General features: G+C 62.5%; 21 protein-coding genes. 7 read left to right on the forward strand and 14 right to left on the reverse strand.

Annotated features, from left to right (window positions below; genetic code table 11):
• The first annotated feature begins 83 nt into the window (after positions 1 to 83).
• Positions 84 to 509 (forward strand): hypothetical protein, encoded by a 426-nt coding sequence (locus NKI59_RS07540; protein WP_352703334.1) that lies wholly within the window; start codon positions 84 to 86, stop codon positions 507 to 509.
• A gap of 64 nt (positions 510 to 573) precedes the next feature.
• Here NKI59_RS07540 and NKI59_RS07545 read toward each other — a convergent pair whose 3' ends face one another.
• From NKI59_RS07545 to NKI59_RS07560, 4 genes are all read right to left on the reverse strand, one after another.
• Complete coding sequence (locus tag NKI59_RS07545) at positions 574 to 1209, reverse strand: class I SAM-dependent methyltransferase (protein WP_352703590.1); 636 nt, start codon at positions 1207 to 1209, stop codon at positions 574 to 576.
• Positions 1210 to 1294: 85 nt separating this feature from the next.
• Positions 1295 to 3040, reverse strand: coding sequence for a long-chain fatty acid--CoA ligase (locus NKI59_RS07550; RefSeq protein ID WP_352577486.1), 1746 nt, complete (start codon positions 3038 to 3040; stop codon positions 1295 to 1297).
• A 61-nt stretch (positions 3041 to 3101) separates the two neighbouring features.
• The gene (locus NKI59_RS07555) at positions 3102 to 3320 is read right to left on the reverse strand and encodes a hypothetical protein (RefSeq protein ID WP_352577487.1); all 219 of its coding nucleotides are present in this window, start codon (positions 3318 to 3320) and stop codon (positions 3102 to 3104) included.
• 126 nt (positions 3321 to 3446) lie between these two features.
• Positions 3447 to 3716 carry a hypothetical protein gene (locus NKI59_RS07560; protein WP_352570256.1) on the reverse strand — a complete coding sequence of 90 codons (270 nt, stop codon included), beginning with the start codon at positions 3714 to 3716 and terminating at the stop codon, positions 3447 to 3449.
• A 13-nt stretch (positions 3717 to 3729) separates the two neighbouring features.
• Here NKI59_RS07560 and NKI59_RS07565 point away from each other — a divergent pair, with 13 nt between their 5' ends.
• Genes NKI59_RS07565 through NKI59_RS07585 form a run of 5 tightly spaced genes read left to right on the forward strand, consistent with a single transcriptional unit; the run spans position 3730 to position 9014 of the window.
• Positions 3730 to 5322 (forward strand): ABC transporter substrate-binding protein, encoded by a 1593-nt coding sequence (locus tag NKI59_RS07565; RefSeq protein WP_023676821.1) that lies wholly within the window; start codon positions 3730 to 3732, stop codon positions 5320 to 5322.
• Positions 5323 to 5380: 58 nt separating this feature from the next.
• A complete protein-coding gene (locus tag NKI59_RS07570; RefSeq protein WP_023676822.1) occupies positions 5381 to 6388 on the forward strand; it encodes an ABC transporter permease subunit in 1008 nt (335 codons plus the stop codon).
• Between the two features lies 1 nt (position 6389).
• Positions 6390 to 7307 (forward strand): ABC transporter permease subunit, encoded by a 918-nt coding sequence (locus NKI59_RS07575; RefSeq protein ID WP_023676823.1) that lies wholly within the window; start codon positions 6390 to 6392, stop codon positions 7305 to 7307.
• Positions 7308 to 7311: 4 nt separating this feature from the next.
• Positions 7312 to 8187, forward strand: coding sequence for an ABC transporter ATP-binding protein (locus NKI59_RS07580; RefSeq protein WP_352703337.1), 876 nt, complete (start codon positions 7312 to 7314; stop codon positions 8185 to 8187).
• Complete coding sequence (locus tag NKI59_RS07585; RefSeq protein ID WP_023676825.1) at positions 8184 to 9014, forward strand: dipeptide ABC transporter ATP-binding protein; 831 nt, start codon at positions 8184 to 8186, stop codon at positions 9012 to 9014. The genes NKI59_RS07580 and NKI59_RS07585 overlap by 4 nt, the downstream gene beginning before the upstream one ends.
• Positions 9015 to 9036: 22 nt before the next feature.
• On the opposite strand, the gene NKI59_RS07590 is transcribed toward NKI59_RS07585, so the two are convergent.
• Positions 9037 to 9957: a LysR family transcriptional regulator gene (locus tag NKI59_RS07590; RefSeq protein ID WP_352455059.1), complete on the reverse strand. Its 921-nt coding sequence runs from the start codon at positions 9955 to 9957 to the stop codon at positions 9037 to 9039.
• A 93-nt stretch (positions 9958 to 10050) separates the two neighbouring features.
• On the opposite strand from NKI59_RS07590, the gene NKI59_RS07595 reads away from it, so the two are divergent.
• Complete coding sequence (locus NKI59_RS07595; protein ID WP_352591258.1) at positions 10051 to 10923, forward strand: NAD(P)H-dependent oxidoreductase; 873 nt, start codon at positions 10051 to 10053, stop codon at positions 10921 to 10923.
• Here NKI59_RS07595 and NKI59_RS07600 read toward each other — a convergent pair.
• The 9 genes from NKI59_RS07600 to NKI59_RS07640 all read right to left on the reverse strand — a co-directional run bounded on the left by NKI59_RS07600 (position 10854) and on the right by NKI59_RS07640 (position 20108).
• Positions 10854 to 12146, reverse strand: coding sequence for a cysteine desulfurase-like protein (locus tag NKI59_RS07600; RefSeq protein ID WP_352703340.1), 1293 nt, complete (start codon positions 12144 to 12146; stop codon positions 10854 to 10856). The genes NKI59_RS07595 and NKI59_RS07600 overlap by 70 nt on opposite strands.
• A gap of 30 nt (positions 12147 to 12176) precedes the next feature.
• Entirely contained in the window at positions 12177 to 12851 is a 675-nt protein-coding gene (locus tag NKI59_RS07605) for an amino acid ABC transporter permease (protein WP_292656040.1), read from the reverse strand.
• A gap of 109 nt (positions 12852 to 12960) precedes the next feature.
• Entirely contained in the window at positions 12961 to 13752 is a 792-nt protein-coding gene (locus NKI59_RS07610; protein ID WP_352570264.1) for an ABC transporter substrate-binding protein, read from the reverse strand.
• A gap of 178 nt (positions 13753 to 13930) precedes the next feature.
• On the reverse strand, positions 13931 to 14326 hold the full coding sequence (locus NKI59_RS07615; protein WP_023676831.1) for a RidA family protein: 396 nt from the start codon (positions 14324 to 14326) through the stop codon (positions 13931 to 13933).
• A 71-nt stretch (positions 14327 to 14397) separates the two neighbouring features.
• The gene (locus tag NKI59_RS07620) at positions 14398 to 15546 is read right to left on the reverse strand and encodes an acyl-CoA dehydrogenase family protein (protein ID WP_352703342.1); all 1149 of its coding nucleotides are present in this window, start codon (positions 15544 to 15546) and stop codon (positions 14398 to 14400) included.
• A gap of 224 nt (positions 15547 to 15770) precedes the next feature.
• The gene (locus NKI59_RS07625; protein WP_352703345.1) at positions 15771 to 16583 is read right to left on the reverse strand and encodes an enoyl-CoA hydratase family protein; all 813 of its coding nucleotides are present in this window, start codon (positions 16581 to 16583) and stop codon (positions 15771 to 15773) included.
• Positions 16580 to 17050: a MarR family winged helix-turn-helix transcriptional regulator gene (locus NKI59_RS07630; protein ID WP_023676834.1), complete on the reverse strand. Its 471-nt coding sequence runs from the start codon at positions 17048 to 17050 to the stop codon at positions 16580 to 16582. Before NKI59_RS07630 ends, NKI59_RS07625 begins: the two co-directional genes overlap by 4 nt.
• Positions 17044 to 17817, reverse strand: coding sequence for an SDR family NAD(P)-dependent oxidoreductase (locus NKI59_RS07635; RefSeq protein ID WP_352455066.1), 774 nt, complete (start codon positions 17815 to 17817; stop codon positions 17044 to 17046). Before NKI59_RS07635 ends, NKI59_RS07630 begins: the two co-directional genes overlap by 7 nt.
• Positions 17814 to 20108 (reverse strand): bifunctional salicylyl-CoA 5-hydroxylase/oxidoreductase, encoded by a 2295-nt coding sequence (locus NKI59_RS07640; RefSeq protein ID WP_352570269.1) that lies wholly within the window; start codon positions 20106 to 20108, stop codon positions 17814 to 17816. The genes NKI59_RS07635 and NKI59_RS07640 overlap by 4 nt, the downstream gene beginning before the upstream one ends.
• Between the last annotated feature and the right edge of the window lie 83 nt (positions 20109 to 20191).

Consider the following 20191-nt stretch of genomic DNA (forward strand, 5'->3'; position numbering starts at 1 on the left):
TCCACAATGGCCGAGATGGGTGGAAGCGGACATTGCCGTTGGTATCGCGGATGGTCGGATAGCACTAGCCGTGGTAGAAGCGAGTGCACACGGATCAATGTTGTCTGCCTGATATGCTCCCCAACCTGTCGCGCTTTGTCGATATTGAAATGCTTAGGGATGGCGGCTCGCTCACAGCTACTTTTAATGACGATGACCATAACCACATACTTCTTTTGCAGATTGTCCACGAGGCGGATCAAAATAGCCAAGCATCCTATGCTCGCTACCATGATCCAGTATTGATCAACTGCAACATCAAACTGCGACCGCGCGCTTCTGCGGGGATGATCTACAGCGAACTGAGTGACCCTCAAACTCCAATCACATGGGAGGAAGCGGGCGTACTGATTGGTATGGCGAGCCTGCCGGGCAATTCTCCGTCTTGGCGGTTGCAATGGCTTGCAATGATGAAGGAAGCGGTTGCCAATAAAGGTTCGGCTAAGCGCACTTCAGGTGAGCAACGCTAGCTACTGCTTGGTACGCAACGGGTCGAAGTCGGCCGTTCATAGCGATTTGATTTTGATCCTGGCGCTAGCGATCGTCCTGCTCGAAGGAAAAGACGCCGCTCGGCCTGGTCACACCCTTCGCGTCGCCGAAATCCGGCACTTGGTATTCGGCGAGCAGCCGAAGCCGGGACAGCGGCAGGTCCGTGCGGCGGGGGTCGCCGACCAGCACCTTGATGCCGGCTACTAGGCAGCGGTCGAGGAATGGGATAACCCGTAGAGCAACCTCGCGACCGTAGAACACGTCGCCGGCAACCACGACGTCGACCCGTGGTGGCGGACCGGTGGTGATATCCTTGTCGACGATATTGATCGTGACACTATTGGCCGCGGCGTTGAGGCCGATCGCGGCAACGGCGTTGTGATCGATCTCGGCCGCGATCACCGCGCTTGCGCCGGCCTTCTCGGCGGCGATACCTACAAGGCCGGAGCCGGCGCCGAGGTCGAGTACGCGACGGCCGGCCACGGTCTCCGGCCGGTCGAATATGTAGCGGGCGAGCACCGCGCCGCCGGCCCAGACATAGGCCCAGTACGGTGGCTCCGGTTCAGGTCCGTCTTCTTCGGTCGCATGTTGGTTCCATTCGAGAAGCCGCCTGAGCCCGCTTCCCGGATGGGCGGTGTAAAGCCGAATTTCGGGAAGCGCGGGCACGGGGGCGATCCGCATGTTCGCCCGGATGAACTCTGCCGGGTCCGGGCGCGAACCTATACTCACGGCGTTGGCGCCGGCGATGCAATCGCTCAAGCTGCGCCTAGCCCCGCAACGCCCGTCGCAGGATCTTGCCGACCGGTGTCTTCGGCAGCTCGGTGCGGAACTCAATATACCTGGGACGCTTGTAGCCGGTCAGGTTCTCGCGGCAATAAGCCGTCAGCATGTCGGCGGTCAGTGCCGGGTCCTTCTTGACGACGAACAGCTTCGGCACTTCACCCGAATGCTCGTCCGGCACGCCGATCGCCGCCACTTCGAGTACGCCTGGATGCTGCGCCACCACTTCCTCGAGTTCGTTCGGATAGACGTTGAAGCCGGAAACCAGGATCATGTCCTTCTTGCGGTCGACGATCTTGGTGTAGCCAAGCTCGTCCATGAAGCCCATGTCGCCCGATTTGAAGAAGCCGTCCTCGGTCATCACCTTGGCGGTCTCGTCCGGCCGGTTCCAGTAGCCGGCCATCACCTGCGGTCCGCGGATGCAGATTTCGCCGACTTCGCCGAGCGGCAAATTGTTGCCGTCGTCGTCGCGGATGGCGATCTCGGTCGAGGGCAGCGGCAGGCCGATCGTGCCGGTGTAAACGCCGTCGCTGAATTTGTTGATGGTTGTCCCCGGCGAGGTCTCGGTGAGCCCGTAGGCCTCGCTGATCGGGCAGCCGGTCAGCGCCTTCCATCGTTCGGCGATGGCCCTCTGCACCGGCATGCCGCCACCCAGCGTCAGGATCAGCGGCTTGAAATCGAGCTTGCGAAAATCCTCATTATTGAGCAGCGCATTGAACAGCGTGTTGAGGCCCGGAAAGATGTGGATCGGGTATTTCTGCAGCTCCTTGACGAAGCCGGGAATGTCGCGCGGATTGGGGATGAGGACATTCTGCGCGCCTTGCTGCATGCCTACCAGCACGTTCGCCGTCAGCGCAAAAATGTGATAGAGCGGCAGCGCGCAGAGGAAGTTCAGATGCGCCGGCTTCGGCTTGACGGTAAAAGCGTCTTCGGCCCACAGTGCGTTCTGCGCGACGTTCGCCAAAATGTTGCTGTGCAAAAGCATCGCGCCCTTGGAGATGCCGGTCGTGCCGCCCGTGTATTGCAGGAAGGCGATGTCGTCGGCCGCGACCTTTGCGGGCCTGAAGGCCATGCCGGTGCCGGCCTTCAGCGCGGCGTTGAACTTGACATGGCCGGGCAGCGACCATGCCGGCACCATCTTCTTGATGCGGCGTACAACGAAGTTGACGATCGTTCCCTTGAGCCCGCCGAGCATGTCGCCCATCGAGGCGACCACTACATGCTTGACCGCGGTCCTGGCGATCACCGCCTGCAAGGTGCAGGCAAAATTTTCGAGGATGACAATGGCTTGAGCGCCGGAATCCTTGAGCTGGTGCTCCAGCTCGCGCGGCGTGTAGAGCGGATTGATGTTGACCACGACATAGCCGGCGCGAAGCACTGCCATAATCGCCACCGGATATTGCAGCACATTCGGCATCATCAGCGCGACGCGCGCGCCCTTCTGCAGCCCCGTTGATTGCAGATAGGCGCCGAAGGCGGCCGACTGTCGCTCGAGGTCGGCATAGGTGATCGATTTGCCCATGCAGACGAAGGCCGGCCGATTCGCAAACTGCTTGCACACGGCAACGAGAAAGTCGCCGATCGAGCTGGAGGGCAGGTCGCCAATCTCGGCCGGCACGATTTTTGGGTAACTCTGGAGCCACGGTTTTTCAGGCAGGCCAGCGGCCAGTGCGGTGATCGCCTTCGGTAATCTATTGGCCGGACCTGCCGGCGGTCGTGGCGCTGTCGGCACTGCCTTCGCCGCCGGCTTGGCGGCAGATTTTGCAGCAGGCGCAGTCTTGCCGGTTGCCGGTTTAGCAGCCGTTCCAGCCGTGGTCTTCGCCGCCGGCTTCGCGCTTGCCTTCGCGGTAGCCGTCGGCTTGGCGGCGGCCGCTTTTGACTTGACCGCTTTCGATGTTGCCTCGGCCTTTGCTTTCGCCGCGTTGGTTGTCTTTGCCGGTTTTGCCACCTGTCGCTCCCTCAATCGTTCTTATTGTTTCGGCATGCTTGCGCGCCACCACCGCCCTGATCAACAAAGATATCCCACGCTTGCCGCAATGTCCGGAACCTGGGAAAATCCGGCACGCTGCCCATCTATCTATGTATTGCCACAAGCGGCCGTGCAAGCCTCGCTACCTGGAGTGCGGTAAGACTTGCCGTCAAACCTCTTGGCCGGGACCGGTTTTCGGACGCGCATCGCTTGAACCGGACGGCTCGATTCCCCGATTGGCGGCATTACCGATCAACAAAAAATTGAAGTCGCTAATAATGTCGTGATCTGCGGATTCGGCTGGTTTTTTCCACAATTCGCCGCATGCCGGAATTTTTTTCTGCTTCCCGTGGGTTAGGCAAACAAGCAGTTCCAAAGCTAGAAAAACGGTGCTTATATGCGGCCTTCGCGAGCCTGACAGAGGGGCTTGGAAGAACATCAGGGAGTGCTCAATGAAAAAGAAACTGACTTTTGCAGCCGCGTTGCTGGCTGCAAGCGTCCTCGGCGGCGTGGCCAATGCAAAACAACTGGTCTATTGCTCGGAGGCATCGCCGGCCGGCTTCGACCCGTCGCCATGGAGCGGCGGCAACGACTTCGATGCCTCGTCGCGCACCATCTATTCGCGCCTGGTCGAGTTCGAGCATGGCAAGACCACCATCTCGCCCGGCCTGGCCGAGAGCTGGACGGTTTCCGATGACGGTCTCGAATACACCTTCAAGCTTCGCCCGGGTGTGAAATTCCAGACGACCGATTATTTCACGCCGACGCGCGACCTCAACGCCGACGACGTGATCTTTTCCTTCGAACGCCAGTGGAAGAAAGAAAGCCCGTGGTACAGCTATCTGGAAGGCACCGGCTGGGAATATTTCACCGGCATGGGCTTCCCCGATCTCCTGAAGGAAATCGTCAAGGTCGACGACCTGACGGTGAAATTCGTGCTGAACAAGCCTGAAGTCGCCTTCCTGCCGGACCTCGGCATGGATTTCGCCTCGATCGTTTCCAAGGAATATGCCGACCAGCTCGACAAGGCCGGCACCAGGCAGCAGTTCACCCAGAAGCCGGTCGGCACTGGTCCGTTCCAGTTCGTCGACTATCAGGTCGATGCGGTCGTGCGCTATGCAGCATGGGACGGCTACTATGGCGGCCGCCAGAAGATCGATGATCTGATCTTCGCCATCACGCCCGACCCCGCCGTGCGCGCGCAGAAGCTGAAGGCGGGCGAATGCGATATCATGTCATACCCGGCGCCGGCCGACATTGCCGGACTGCAGGCCGACGCGAACCTCAAGGTCGACGAGCAGGAAGGCCTGAACATCGGCTACATGGCTTACAACACGACGCAGCCGCCCTTCGACAAGGTCGAGGTCCGCAAGGCCCTCAACATGGCGGTAAACAAGAAGGCGATCATCGACGCGGTCTATCAGGGCGCCGGTGCGCCGGCCATCAACCCGATCCCGCCGACCATGTGGTCCTATAACAAGGACATCAAGGACGATCCCTATGATCCGGAGGCGGCCAAGAAGATGCTGGCCGATGCAGGCGTCAAGGATCTGTCGATGAAGATCTGGGCTATGCCGGTCAGCCGCCCCTACAACCCGAACGCCCAGCGCGTCGCCGAGTTGATCCAGGCCGATTATGCCGCCGTCGGGGTCAAGGCGGAGATCGTCAGTTACGAATGGACCGAGTATCGCCAGCGCGGCAAGGCTAAGGATCGCGACGGCGCCTTCCAACTGGGCTGGACCGGTGACAATGGCGATCCGGACAACTTCTTTTTCCTGCTCGGTTGCGATGCCATCGGCCAGTCCAATTATGCGATCTGGTGCAACCAGGAATTCGAAGCCCTGCTGAAAAAAGGCAAGGCAACGACGGACGTCGCCGAGCGCACCAAGATCTACGAGGAAGCTCAGGTGGTGTTCAAGCGTGAGGCTCCGTGGCTGACCATCGCCCACTCCAAGGTCTTCATGCCGATGAACAAGAAGGTGTCGGGCTTCGTTATGGACCCGCTCGGCATTCATCGGTTTGACGGCGTCGACGTCACCGAATAAGTCCTGAGAAATTGAACGGCGGCGCTGGACTTCCCGCGCCGCCGTTCTATGAAGCAAGATGCTCCGTTATCTCCTCCACAAGCTCGCTTTGATCATCCCGACCGTGTTCGGCATATCGCTGGCGGCGTTTGCTTTCGTCCGGCTTCTGCCCGGCGATCCTATCCTGGCCCTGGCGGGCGAGCGCGGCGTCAGCCCCGAGCGCTACGCCCAGCTCATCGAGCAGTTTGGCTACAACCGGCCCTATGTCATCCAATACCTGGAATATATCGGCAGGGTCCTGACCGGCGATTTCGGCATATCTATTGCCACCAAGCGGCCAGTGCTCGGCGAATTCCAGGCGCTGTTTCCAGCCACGCTGGAACTGGCGACAGTGGCGTTGATCATCGCCGTCCTGCTCGGCATTCCTGCCGGTATCTTCGCCGCGGTCAAGCGCGGCTCGTGGTTCGACCAGGCGACGATGGGTGTCGCGCTGACCGGCTATTCGATGCCGATCTTCTGGTGGGGGTTGCTGCTCATTATCTTCTTCTCCGGCTATCTCGGCTGGACGCCGGTTTCCGGCCGTATCGGCCTGCAGTATTTCTTCAGGCCGACGACCGGGTTCATGCTCATCGACAGCCTGATCTCCGGCAGGAGCGGCGCTTTCAAATCCGCCGTCAGCCATTTGATCCTGCCGTCGATCGTGCTGGCGACGATCCCGCTCGCCGTCATAGCGCGCCAGACGCGCTCGGCGATGCTCGAGGTGCTGGGCGAGGACTATGTCCGCACCGCGCGCGCCAAGGGCCTGGCGCCGCGCCGCGTCATCGGTCTGCACGCTTTTCGCAACGCGCTGATCCCGGTAGTCACCACCATTGGACTGCAGGTCGGCACCTTGATGGCGGGCGCCATTCTGACCGAGACCATTTTTTCCTGGCCGGGCATCGGCAAATGGATGATCGATGCCATCGGCAAGCGCGACTATGTCGTCGTCCAGAGCGGATTGCTGATCATCGCGCTGATCGTCATGGCGGTGAACCTGATCGTCGACGTGCTCTACGCCGTCATCAATCCGCGCATCCGGGTGCAGTGAGATGACCGACGAATCCGCCGCCGAAGCTACCGCCGCCTCCATCCCGACAGGCGGCAGGCAACGGGCTTTCGCCGAGTTCTGGCACTACTTCTCGATGAACACCGGCGCGGTCATCGGCCTTGTCGTGTTTTCGGCGCTGGTGCTGGTGGCGATCTTTGCGCCGTTCGTCGCCCCACATTCGCCCGACGAGCAGTTTCGCGATGCGCTGCTGGCACCCCCTGCCTGGCAGGAAGGCGGCAAATCGATGTTCCTGCTCGGCACCGACGCGGTCGGCCGCGACATGCTTTCACGGTTGATCTTCGGGGCGCGTTTCTCGCTGTTCATCGGTCTGGTGGTCGTTGTCTTCTCGCTCACCAGCGGCATCGTGCTTGGCGTGCTCGCCGGCTATTTCCGCGGCTGGGTCGACACGCTGATCATGCGCATCATGGATATCATCCTGGCCTTCCCGTCGCTGCTTCTGGCGCTGGTGCTGGTGGCGATCCTTGGCCCCGGCCTTTTCAATGCCATGCTGGCGATCGCGCTGGTGCTGCAGCCGCATTTTGCGCGCCTCACCCGCGCCGCCGTGATGGCCGAAAAGAACCGCGAATATGTCATCTCCGCCAAGGTGGCTGGTGCCGGTCATCTTCGCTTGATGGTGAGGACGATCCTGCCGAACTGCCTGGCACCGCTGATCGTGCAGGCGACGTTGTCCTTCTCCAACGCTATTCTCGAGGCTGCGGCGCTCGGCTTCCTCGGTGTCGGTGCGCAGCCGCCGACGCCGGAATGGGGCACGATGCTCGCCTCGGCGCGCGAGTTCATCCTGCGCGCGCCTTGGGTGGTGACCTTCCCCGGCCTTGCTATCCTGATCACTGTGCTTGCCATCAATCTGATCGGCGATGGCTTGCGCGATGCCTTCGATCCCAAGCTGAAGAGGTCATAATCCAATGCCTCTTCTCGAGATTAAGAACCTGACCGTTTCCTTCGACACCGCCGCTGGACCATTCATGGCGGTACAAGGCATCGACCTGTCGGTCGAACCGCGCGAGGTGCTGGCGATCGTCGGCGAATCCGGTTCGGGCAAGTCGGTGGCGATGCTGGCGGTGATGGGGCTTTTGCCCAACACCGCGACGGTGAGGGCCGACCGCATGGCCTTCGGCGGCATCGACCTGCTCAAGCTCGGCCCATCCGAGCGGCGCAAGATCGTCGGCAAGGACATTTCGATGATCTTCCAGGAGCCGGTCGCCAGTCTCAACCCGTGCTTCACCGTCGGCTTCCAGATCGAGGAGGTGCTGCGCTTCCATATGGGCATGGACCGCGCCCAGCGCCGGGCGCGTGCCATCGAATTGATGAAGTTGGTCGGCATCGCCGACCCCGAGGAACGGCTGGGCTCCTTCCCGCACCAGATGTCGGGTGGTCAGTGTCAGCGCGTCATGATCGCCATCGCCATCGCCTGCAATCCCAAGCTTTTGATCGCCGACGAGCCAACCACGGCGCTCGACGTCACCATCCAGAAGCAGATCCTCGATCTACTGGTCGGCCTGCAGGCCAAATATGGCATGGGCCTGATCATGATCACCCACAATATGGGGGTGGTTGCCGAGACCGCCGACCGTGTCATCGTCCAGTACAAGGGCCGCAAGATGGAAGAGGCCGACGTGCTGTCGCTGTTCGAGTCCCCCAAGAGCAACTACACGCGCGCGCTCCTGTCGGCGCTGCCCGAAAACGCCGTCGGCGACCGGTTGCCTACTGTTTCCGACATGCTGTTTGAGCCGGCCCCATCTGTAGTCGCAGCCCGGTCCGCAGGAGGAACCGCCTCATGAGCGTGACGGTAGTCGAAGGCAAGAACATCGTGCGCGACTATCATGTCGGTGGCGGGCTTTTCCGCCCCTCCCGTACGGTTCATGCGGTCAAGGGTGTTTCGTTCAGCGTCGACAAGGGCAAGACGCTGGCCATCGTCGGCGAGAGCGGCTGCGGCAAGTCAACACTCGCCCGCATCATCACCCTGATCGACCCGGCGACCTCCGGCGAGCTTTTCATCGACGGCAAGAAGGTAGACATCGGCAGGAACGGCCTGTCGAAGGAAATGCGCCGCAAGGTCCAGATCGTCTTCCAGAACCCTTATGGTTCGCTCAATCCACGCCAGAAGATCGGCGACGTGCTTGGCGAGCCGCTGCTCATCAATACCGACAGCACGGCCGACGAGCGGCGCGATCTTGCCATGAAGATGCTAAAGAAGGTCGGTCTCGGCCCCGAGCACTTTAATCGCTACCCGCATATGTTTTCGGGCGGCCAGCGCCAGCGGATCGCCATCGCCCGCGCGCTGATGCTCAACCCCAGCCTTCTGGTGCTGGACGAGCCGGTCTCGGCACTTGATCTTTCGGTGCAGGCGCAGGTGCTGAACCTGCTCGCCGACCTGCAGGACGAGTTTCAGCTAACCTATGTTTTCATCAGCCACGACCTGTCGGTGGTGCGCTACATCGCCGACGACGTGATGGTAATGTACTTCGGCGAAGCGGTCGAATACGGCTCGCGCGACGAGGTCTTCGCCGACCCCAAGCACAGCTACACCAGGACGCTGTTCGCGGCGACGCCGCGTGCCGACGTTGCCAGCATCAAGGCACGGTTGGCCAAGAAGAAGGCCGCCTGATCCGGCGAGGTTTGCCGGCCGGCTACCGCTTCTCGATCCCCGGAATGCCGGAGATCTGCTCGGCGAGAAAGTCGACCAGCAGCCGCACCCGGGCAATGCCCGCACGCTCCGGAACGATCAGCATGCTCAGCGGGACGGGAGGCGGAAAATAGCCCGGCAGGACCACTTCCAGCCGGTCGGCCGCCAGAAGATCGTCGACAAGCCAGTGGTGGGCGGGTGCGATGCCGCGTCCGGCGACAAGGGCTTCGCGCGCAGCAAGCCCATGGTCGACCAGAAATCTGCCGCCAAAGGGCACCGCAAAGGTCTCGCCGCCCGGCCCCTGCAAGGTGAGCGTGTCGCTTCCCGCGATGTTCGACATCCGGATGCCTTCATGGCCAGGCAGATCCTGCGGGACAGCCGGTCTGCCCCGCGCCGCCAGATAGGCCGGCGCCGCCACCAGCAGACGCCGGGATTGCCCGAGCGCCCGCAGTTTCATTGAGCTGTCGGTGAGCGGGCCGAGGCGAAGCGCGATGTCGACGCCCTCCCGCACAAGGTTGATGCGCTCGTCGGTAAGGCTGAGATCGATGCCGATGTAGGGATAGCGGTCCTGAAAGGCGAAGATCAGCCGGCTGACATGCAAGACCCCGAGCGCCGCCGTGCAGGATATCCGGATCGTGCCGGCCGACGCGCCGCGCGTGCCCCGCGCCTCATCGCCGGCCTGCTCGACGAGGCGCAGGATCTGGACGCTGTCGGCATAGTAACGGCTGCCTTCATCGGTCATCGTGACGCGCCGGGTGGTCCTGCTGAGCAAGGGCACTCCGACGGCCTCCTCGAGTTCTCGCAAATGCCGTGTGACCGTCGACTGCCCAACTCCGAGCTCGCGCGCCACCGCCGAGAGGCTGCCGCGCTCGGCGACGCGAACGAAGGTGCGCATGCGCTCAAGGGTGACGTCCGATCTATCCATTATTCGGCATTATCTTATACATTTCCTACATATAGTGGATCAGCCCACGGCTGGCTACCTTTGGTGTCTATCGTCCTTCTTCGGAGTAGACCCATGAAAGTCCTGCTTGTTTTTGCTCATCCTGAACCGCGTTCGCTCAACGGCGCACTGCGTGACGTCGCCATCGGGGAACTTGAGGCCCAAGGCCATGAGGTGCGGGTGTCTGACCTCTACGCCGATGGCTGGAAAGCCGAGGTAGACCGTGCCGACTTTCCGTCGTGGCCGCCTGAAGCACGCTTCCTGCCGGCCGGCGCCTCCAAAAAAGCTTTTGCGAGCGGCACTCTGACCGAAGACGTCAAAGTGGAGATCGACAAGCTGCTATGGGCCGATACCCTGATCCTCCAGTTCCCGCTGTGGTGGTACGCCATGCCGGCGATCCTCAAGGGCTGGGTCGATCGCGTGTACGCCTACGGCTTCGCCTATGGCGTTGGCGAGCACAGCGACAAGCGGTGGGGTGACCGCTTTGGTGAGGGAACGCTCGCCGGCAAGCGCGCAATGCTGATCGTGACCACCGGCGGCTGGGAGGAGCATTATTCCGCCCGCGGCGTCAACGGCCCGATCGACGACCTGCTGTTCCCGATCAATCACGGGATTCTATACTATCCGGGCTACGACGTGCTTCCGCCGTTCGTGGTTTACAGGGTGGACCGTTTCGGGGAGGCGGATTTCGAGCCTGTCGCGGAGCGACTGCGCGAAAGGATGCGAACGCTCGAGACAATGCGGCCCATTCGTTATCGGCAGCAGAATGGCGGCGATTACTTGATCCCAAGCATGCAATTGCGCCCCGGCTTGGAGAACCCGGGTGCGACCGCCTTTGCGCTTCACGAGGATCGCGCCGGCGCCGCCGCCCAGTCCGATCAGGACAGCCGGGCGATGATGGTGCGCAGCGCCTCGCCGAAGCGCCGGACTTCCTCGATCGTATTGTAATGCACCAGCGAGGCGCGCACGGCGCCGCTGTCCATGCTGAGGTTGAGCCGCTTCATCAGACGCGGCGCATACATGTGGCCGTCGCGAATGCCGATCTGCATCTCGGCCATTTCCTCGACGATCCTCTGCGGCGACAGCGTGCCGACATTGAAGCAGAAGGTCGGCACGCGCTCGCTGAGGCGTGCCTCTTCGGCCACGCCGTAGATCGTCGCGCCGCAATCTTTGAGCACCGCCAGCATTTCGCGCGCCAGCACCTGTTCGTAGTCGCGGATGGCATTCATGCCGGCGACGATGTTGTCGCGGCGCGACCGGTTATTCTCTGACAAGAAATAGCGGCCGATCGATTCGAGGTAGCGCACCGCGGCATCCATGCCGGAGACGTTCTCGTAAATGAAGGTACCGGCCTCGATCTTGTAGGGCGGCTCGTCGGGGATGAAATCTTCGCGGAAGGTCGGCAGGCGCTTCAGAGTTTCGAAGCGGCCCCACAGGAAGCCCATATGCGGCGAGAAATTCTTGTAGCCGGAGCAGACCAGATAGTCGCAATCCCAGGCCTGCACATCGATCAACCCGTGCGGCCCAAAATGCACGCAGTCGAGGAACACTTCGGCGCCTGCCGCATGCGCAATCCCAGCCACGGAGGCAACGTCGACAATCGAGCCGATCGAATGCGCCGTTACCGTGCAGGCGACGAGCCGGGTGCGCTCTGAGACCAACGGGCGCAAATCGTCGACATGCAGATTGCCGTCCTCGCGCATCCGCCACCATTTGAACTTGGCGCCGGCGGGCGCCAGCGCCAGCCACGTCGCGATATTGGCGTCGTGATCCATGTCGGTGATGACGATCTCGTCACGCTCCCCGTTTGGGCGCTCGGAAAGCATCTGGCCGATGCCGAGGCTGACCAGGCGGATGAACGAAGTGGCGTTCATGCCGAAACAGATCTCCGCCGGGTTGGTGGCGTTGATCAGCAAGGCCACGCTTTCGCGAGCGCCGGCGACGGCTTGGTCGACGGTGACGCTGCGGCCATAGCGGCCGCCGCGCTGCACATTATGCGCGACCAAATGGTTGGTGACTGCATCGAGCACGCTTTGCGGGATCTGCGCGCCGGCGGCATTGTCCATGAAGACGAAGTCCCCGGCTTGCTGCAAGGCGGGAAACATGGCGCGGATCGTCTCGACCGGGAAAGCTGCGGCATCGCCGGTTTTCGAAATCTGATGCTGGTTCAAGGTCGTCTCCTGCGAAGTGCGCTGACAGATTCAGCGGGTCTTTTCGGTTTGAAAGCGGCGTTCAAGGAGGCTGACGAGACGGACCATCGGCCAGAGAAAGATGAGATAGACCAGCGCCGCGCCGATCAGCGGTGAAGGATTGGCATAGAGCGATTGCGCGTTGGTCGCTTCCTTCAGCAGTTCGGGCAGCGCCACGGTGGAAGCGAGCGAAGTATCCTTGAACATCGAAACGCAATTGCTGGTCATTGGCGGAATGACGACGCGGATCGCCTGCGGCAGCACTACCTTGCGCAAGGTCAGCAAGAACGGCAGGCCGAGCGCCTGCGCCGCCTCGAACTGGCCGCGCGGAATGCTCTCTATACCGGAGCGGAACACCTCGGCCGAATAGGCCGCCATGATGATGGCGAAGGCCATCACCGCGGACGTCCACGATGACAGGCGAATGCCGAGGAACGGCAGCGCATAGTAGATCAGGATCAGCACGACCAGCACCGGCATCGCCCGGAAAATGTCAATGTAGCCGACAGCCAGCAGCCGAAGCGGCTTTGGCGCATAGAGTCGCACCAGGCTGATCGCGAGGCCGACGGGAATACCGATGCCGATGCTCATGATTCCGAGCAGCAGGGTGTTCAGGAAACCGCGCAGCAGCGCCGGCAGGCTGGAGACCATGACGTCGGCGTTGAAGAAGGTGTCCAGCAGCGACATCGCAGCATTTCCGAAACGTTTGGCGTCCCGCGACGCTCGAGCCCGAGCCCGAAATCCGAAATCGTGCCGGCATCGAAAGCCGGCACGACATTTAAGCGCGAACTGCCGCTCAGGCCTTCGGCATAGGCATTTCCTTGACGGTCGAGGAATCGGCAGGTGCGTCGCTGCCGAACCACTTCTTGTGGATCGCGGCCAGCGTGCCGTCCTTCTTCATCGCGGTCAGCGCGTCGTTCAGCTTGCCGAGCAGCGGGTGGTCTTTGGTCATCATCAGACCGTACTGCTCGCCGGTCTTGATGCGCTCTTTTACGGCGAGATCCTTCATCCTGGTGAAAGAATATTCCAGGCCCGGAATATCGCTGACCGCCGCATCGACGCGGCCGGAGCTGAGATCGAGCAGCAAATTCTGCTGCGTGTCGTAGCCCTTGACGTCACTGAACCCGTCCGCTTCCTGGTGGGCCGTGACCCAGGCTTCGCCGGTCGAGCCGGACAGCACGCCGACGATCTTGCCCTTGAGGTCGGCCTCGGCCTTGATCGGGCTGTCGGCCTTCGCGGCGATGCCCATGTCGGAATCATAGTAGGGCTGCGTGAACGACTGAGACTTCAGCCGCTCCGGCGTGATGGTGATCGACGAGATGGCGACGTCGATGCGCTTCGAGGTGGTGGCGGCGAACAGCGCCTGGAAACCGAGATCGGCGATGTCGGTGGTCATGCCGATACGCTTTGCCGCCTCATTGATGATGTCGACTTCGAAACCCTCGAACGTGCCGCTCTCGTTCTTGTATTCAAAAGGCGGATTGGTCGGATAGGCGCCGACATTCAGCGTGCCTTCGGCGTAGGCCGGGCCGCCGGCGATGCCGATGGCAGCAGCAAGAAGCAGCAGGTTGCGACGGGTGAAGTTCATTTTCGTTCCCTCTGGTTGTGATCGGACGGGTTTGGCCCCGCACGGTTTTGATGCGCCAAGTGACGGGACTGCCGGAAAGCCCTCCCGGCACGGCAGTCGCAAGACATTGGATGCTATCCAAAGTACCGCGCTTTTCAAGGCGAAAGTTTTAAGCTTAAAAAATTGCCACGTGTTGCCGTCACTCCGGAATAACCGCCGTGGCCTGGATCTCAACCTTGGCGCGATCCTCGACCAGCGCCATCACCTGCATGGCGGCCATCGCCGGAAAATGCCGGCCGATCACCTCGCGATAGACCTCTCCGATCCCCTTGAGATTGGCCAAATATTCCGCCTTGTCGGTAAAGTACCAGGTCATCGAGGTGATATGTTCCGGCTTGGCGTCGGCCTCGGCGAGCACAGCAACAATATTGGCCAGCGTCTGCCGCACCTGGCCGACAAGATCATCGGTCTCGAAGCGGCCCTGTCCGTTCCAGCCGACCTGCCCGCCGACGAAGACAAGCTGCCCACGCGCGGCGACGCCATTGGCGTAGCCGACGGGTTTCGCCCAGCCTTCCGGCTGCAGGATGGTGTGCATGTCAAACCTCCCAATGCTCAAATCCGGTCGTTCAAAACTCGAAGACAATAATTTTCACGCAAACTCCTGTCTCAGGCCGCTCCCATCACTTGCCGTGCAATCACCACCTTCTGCACGTCGGACGCTCCCTCGTAGATGCGCAGCGCCCGGATCTCGCGATACAGGCTTTCGACGATATGGCCCTTGCGGACGCCATCGCCGCCATGCAGCTGCACAGCCTTGTCGATCACCTCCTGCGCTTTGTCGGTAGCGAACAGCTTGGCCATGGCGGCTTCGCGGGTAACCCGACCCGCGCCCATGTCCTTGGTCCAGGCGGCACGATAGACCAGCAACGCGGCGGCATCGACATCCAGCGCCATGTCGGCGATGTGGCCCTGCACCATCTGCAGCTCGGCCATCGGCGCACCGAACAGCCTGCGCTCGGCCACTCTTGTGATGCTTTCGTCCAGCGCGCGCCGGGCAAAGCCGAGCGCCGCTGCGCCGACGGTCGAACGGAACACGTCGAGCACGGACATGGCGATGCGAAAACCGTCACCGGGTTTGCCGATCAGCGCCGAGGCTGGAATGCGTGCATTGTCGAAGGACAGCCGGGCGAGCGGGTGCGGCGCGATCACCTCCAGCCGCTCGGCAACGATCAGCCCCTCGGTTTCGGAAGGCACGACAAAGGCGGAAAGCCCCTTGGCGCCGGGCGCTTCGCCGGTGCGGGCAAAGACAGCATAAAAGTCAGCGATACCGCCGTTGGAGATCCAGGTCTTTTCGCCGGACAAGAGATAGCTGTCGCGGTCACGCGTGGCCGTCATTTCCATATTGGCGACGTCCGAGCCCGAGCGCGGCTCCGACAGCGCGAAAGCCGAAATCGCCTTACCGGCCCGTGTCTTAGCCAGCCAATGCTGCTGCTCGGGCGAGCCGAACAGGCTGAGTGCGCCTGTGCCGAGCCCTTGCATCGCGAAGGCGAAATCGGCCAGCCCGTCATGCCGGGCCAGCGTCTCGCGCGTGAGGCAGAGCGTGCGCACGTCGAGTGCTGCAGGGTTGTCGGTATCGAGCGCCGTCGGCTTTAGCCAGCCGTCCTTACCGAGCTTGGCCACCAGCTCGCGACAGGCGGCGTCGACATCGTCATGCGCAACCGGCAGGTTCTTGGCGCACCATGCCTCCAGCCGCTCCGCCAGCTCGCGGTGATGGTCCTCGAAGAACGGCCAGGTAAGGAAGGAACGGTCAGGCATTGCTGCCTCCACAATTCTCCGGCCCTGGCGCTCCACGGCGCCCCCCTCTGTCCTGCTGGACATCTCCCCCTCTAGGGGGGAGATTGGCGGCTTCGCTGCCACGGCTCTCCCTGCGATGTTGGAGATTGGCGAAAGCGGGCCTGATATCCAATCTCCCCCCTTGAGGGGGAGATGGCCGGCAGGCCAGAGGGGGGTGCTGTCCCGCCAGCGTGGAAGCGATCATCTCAATTTCCCTCGAACACCGGCTTCTCCTTAGCCACGAAAGCCGTGTACGCCCGCTCGAAATCGCGGGTCTGCATGCAGATCGCCTGCGCCTGCGCTTCCGCTTCGATCGCCTGGTCGAGACCCATCGACCATTCCTGGTTCAGCTGCGTCTTGGTCATGCCATGGGCGAAGGTCGGGCCGGAAACGATGCGCGCGGCCATGTCGAGCGCGTCGGCCTCAAGCGTTGCGGTATCGACCAGCCGGTTGTAGAAGCCCCAGCGCTCGCCTTCCTCGGCACTCATCGTGCGGCCGGTATAGAGCAGCTCGGCGGCGCGGCCCTGGCCAATGATGCGCGGCAGGATCGCGCAGGCCCCCATGTCGCAGCCGGCAAGGCCGACGCGGGTGAACAGGAATGCTGTCTTGGCCTGGGGCGTGGCGATGCGGATATCGGAGGCCATGGCGATAATCGCGCCGGCGCCGACCGCCACGCCGTCGACCGCCGCAATAATCGGCTTGCCGCAATTCAGCATCGCCTTGACGAAATCGCCCGTCATGCGGGTGAAGGCGAGCAGCGCCTTCATGTCCATCTTGACCAGTGGGCCGATGATTTCGTGGACATCGCCGCCCGAGCAGAAATTGCCGCCATTGGGCAGGAACACCACAGCATCGATATCATCGGCGTAGACAAGGTCGCGAAATATGTCGCGCAATTCGGCATAGCTGTCGAAGGTCAGCGGGTTCTTGCGCTCCGGCCGATCGAGCCGGATCTTTGCGATCTTGCCTTCGACCTGCCAGAGGAAATGCTTCGGCTTGCGGCCGGCCAGCTTCGTCATTCCCGTCCCTCCCAATTGCTGCGGAAGGAGGTCAGCATGCCGGTCAGCCGGCGCGCCTCATCCTCGCTCACATTGCCCAGCAACTCGCCGACCCATTTCTCATGCGCGGCGGCGATCACGGCGAAAATCTTCGATCCCTCTTCCGTCAGCCGTACCATCGAGGTACGGCGGTCGCCATTGCGTCGGGCCCGCATCACCAACCCTTCCGAGACCAGCCGGTCGATGATGCCGGTGACATTGCCGTTGGACACCAGCAGGAAGCGCGAAAGATCGCTCATCAGCATGCCCTCCGGCGCGCGGTAGAGCGCGGCCATCACGTCGAAGCGTGGCAGCGTTGTGTTGAACTCTTGCCGCAGTCGTTCGCGCAGCTCGGCCTCGATGGTGCGCGAGGCGCGCAGCAGGCGTATCCACAGCCGCAGGCGGTCCTTGCCGGGTCCGGACGGGGCGGGCAGGGGACCGGCTACCATGTCTCACCTCCGGAGATCGAAATCGTCTGCCCGGTAATCGACCGGGCGGCGTCGCCACACAGATAAAGTACCGCGGCCGCAATTTCTTCCGGCTGGATGAAGCGGCCTTGCGGGTTGGTCGCGGCTAGGCTTGTCCGTGCCTGCTCGGACGAGCGGCCGGTCGTTTGGACGATGCGCTGGACGGTGCTCTCCAGCATCTCGGTTTCGACAAACCCTGGGCACACGGCATTCACTGTTATGCCGGACTTGGCGGTCTCGACGGCGAGTGCCCGCATCAGGCCGACGACGCCATGCTTGGCGGCAACGTAAGCTGCGACATAGGGATAGCCTTTCAGTCCGGCGGTGGAAGCGACGAAGATGATACGGCCAGTCTTGCGCACTGCCATGCCGGCCAACGCCGGCTTCACCGTCAGGAACGCACCGGTCAAGTTGACGTCGAGCGTGCGCTGCCAGTCTGCCAGCGAGGTCCGCTGCGCCGGGGCACTGCCGGACATGCCGGCATTGGCAACGACGATGTCGAACGCTCCGCGTGCCGCTTCCGCGGCCTCGTAGAGCGACGCCATCGACGTCTCGTCGGTGACGTCGGCGGCAATGGCGAAGATGGACTTGTTCTCCGCGGCGACCTCGGCAAGCGGCTCCACGCGCCGGCCGCAGATGGTCACGTCAACGCCCGCGCCGGCCAGCGCCAGCGCGATCGCGCGGCCGACGCCGGAGCCGCCGCCGGTGACCAGCGCATGACGCCGCGAAATCGTCGCCGCGGCACTCATACTTTCAACCCCGCTGCCGCTTCGCGTTCGGCCAGCCGGTAGAGCTGGTCGCGGCCGGGCAGATAGGGATCCGGCCATTTGACGCCGCGATCGCCAAGCATGACGGCCGCGTGCAGCGTCCAATACGGATCGGCAAGATGCGGCCTAGCCAGTGCGACGAGATCGGCGCGGCCCGCCATCAGGATCGAGTTGACGTGGTCCGGCTCATAGATATTGCCGACCGCCATCGTCGCCATGCCGACCTCGTTGCGGATGCGATCGGAAAACGGCGTCTGGAACATGCGGCCATAGACCGGTCTTGCCACGGCCGAAGTCTGGCCGGCCGATACGTCGCAGATGTCTACGCCGGCCTCATGCAGCAGCCGCGCGATCTCTACGGCATCGGCCGGCGTCACGCCTTCGATGCCCAGCCAGTCATTGGCGGAGATGCGCATCGAGATCGGCTTCTCGGCCGGCCACGCGGCGCGCACCGCATGAAAGATTTCCAAGGGGTAGCGCATGCGGTTTTCCAGCGAGCCGCCATAGGAGTCGGTGCGCCGGTTGGTCAAGGGCGTGATGAAGGAGGACAGGAGATAGCCGTGCGCGGCGTGGATTTCGAGCATGTCGAAGCCGCAGCGCGCCGCCATCTCGGCCGAAGCGACAAACTGGTCGCGCACCATATCCATGTCGGCGCGGTCCATCGCCTTAGGCACCTGGTTTTCCCGCGACCACGGCACGGAAGACGCTGCCATGACGGGCCAATTGCCTAAGGGCAGCGGCACGTCGGTTCCCTGCCAGCCGAGCCTGGTCGACCCCTTGGCACCGGAATGGCCGATCTGGGCGCAGATCTTGGCCTCGGTTTCGGCATGGACGAACTCGACCAGCCGCTTCCAGGCGACCTCATGCTCGGGCGCATAGAAACCGGGGCAGCCAGGCGTGATGCGGCCCTCCGCGCTGACGCACGTCATCTCGATGTAGAGGAGACCGGCGCCGCCTTTGGCCCGTTCGGCGTAATGGGCGAAATGCCAATCGGTCGGACAGCCGTCGACCGCTTTGTACTGCGCCATCGGCGAGACGACGACGCGGTTCTGCAGCGCCATGCCGCGCAGCCGGAACGGCGCGAACATCGGCGCGCGACGCAGATTGTTGCCCCCGGCGCCGGCCTGGCGCTGGAACCACTCCTCGGCGCCGGCCAGCCATTCGGCATCGCGCAGCCGCAAATTCTCGTGACTGATGCGTTGCGAACGCGTCAGCAGCGAATAGTTGAACTGCACCGGATCGAGGCCGAGATAGCGCTCGACCTCCTCGAACCATTCGAGCGAATTGCGCGCCGCCGACTGCAGCTTCAGCACTTCGGTGCGGCGGGCGTCCTCATATTTGCTAAAGGCGGCCTCGAGGTCTGGCTCGGACTCCAGATAGTCGGCCAGCGCCACCGCGCTTTCCAGCGCCAGCTTGGTGCCGGAACCGATCGAGAAATGCGCGCTCGCCGCCGCGTCGCCCATCAGCGCCAGGTTCTTGTAGGACCAGCGTTCGCACAAGACGCGCGGGAAATTGATCCACGCCGAGCCGCGGATATGATTGGCGTTGGTCATCAGCGCGTGGCCGCCGAGATGACGGGCAAAGATGCGCTCGCAGACGGCAATCGATTCCTGCTGCGACATCGCGCCGAAGCCGAAGCGCTGCCAGGTCTGCTCGCTGCATTCGACGATGAAGGTCGCGGTATCGCTGTCGAACTGGTAGGCATGCGCCCACACCCAGCCATGCTCGGTCTTTTCGAAGATGAAGGTGAAGGCGTCGTCGAATTTCTGGTGGGTGCCGAGCCAGACGAACTTGCATCTACGAATGTCGATATCGGGCTTGAACACGTCGACGAAGGCGCTCCGCGCTTTCGAGTTCAACCCGTCGGCGGCGACAACCAGGTCGTGCGTCTCCATATATGGCTTGGGATCGGCGATGTCGGTTTCGAAGACCAGCTTGACGCCGAGTTCGCGCGCGCGCCGCTGCAGCAACGTGAGCAGCCGCTTGCGGCCAATGCCGCAAAAGCCGTGACCGGTCGAGACCGTGCGCACGCCGTCATGGATGACGGCGATATCGTCCCAATAGGCGAAATGCTTGCGGATCCAGACGGCGCTGACCGGGTCGTTTTTGGTCAGGTTCTCCAGCGTTTCGGCCGACAGCACGACGCCCCAGCCAAACGTGTCATCGGCACGGTTGCGCTCGAACACCGTGACCTCATGCGCGGCATCCCTGAGCTTCAGCGAGATTGCAAAGTAGAGCCCGGCTGGTCCGCCGCCGAGAACCGCAACTTTCATCGTGCGATCTCCTCTTCGCTTCTGTTTGTCGAGTTTACGCCTGAGACGGATTAATTCAAGCTTGAAGTTTCAGGATTGAAACA

This window comes from Mesorhizobium sp. M0598 (assembly GCF_040320865.1).
GTDB lineage: Bacteria > Pseudomonadota > Alphaproteobacteria > Rhizobiales > Rhizobiaceae > Mesorhizobium.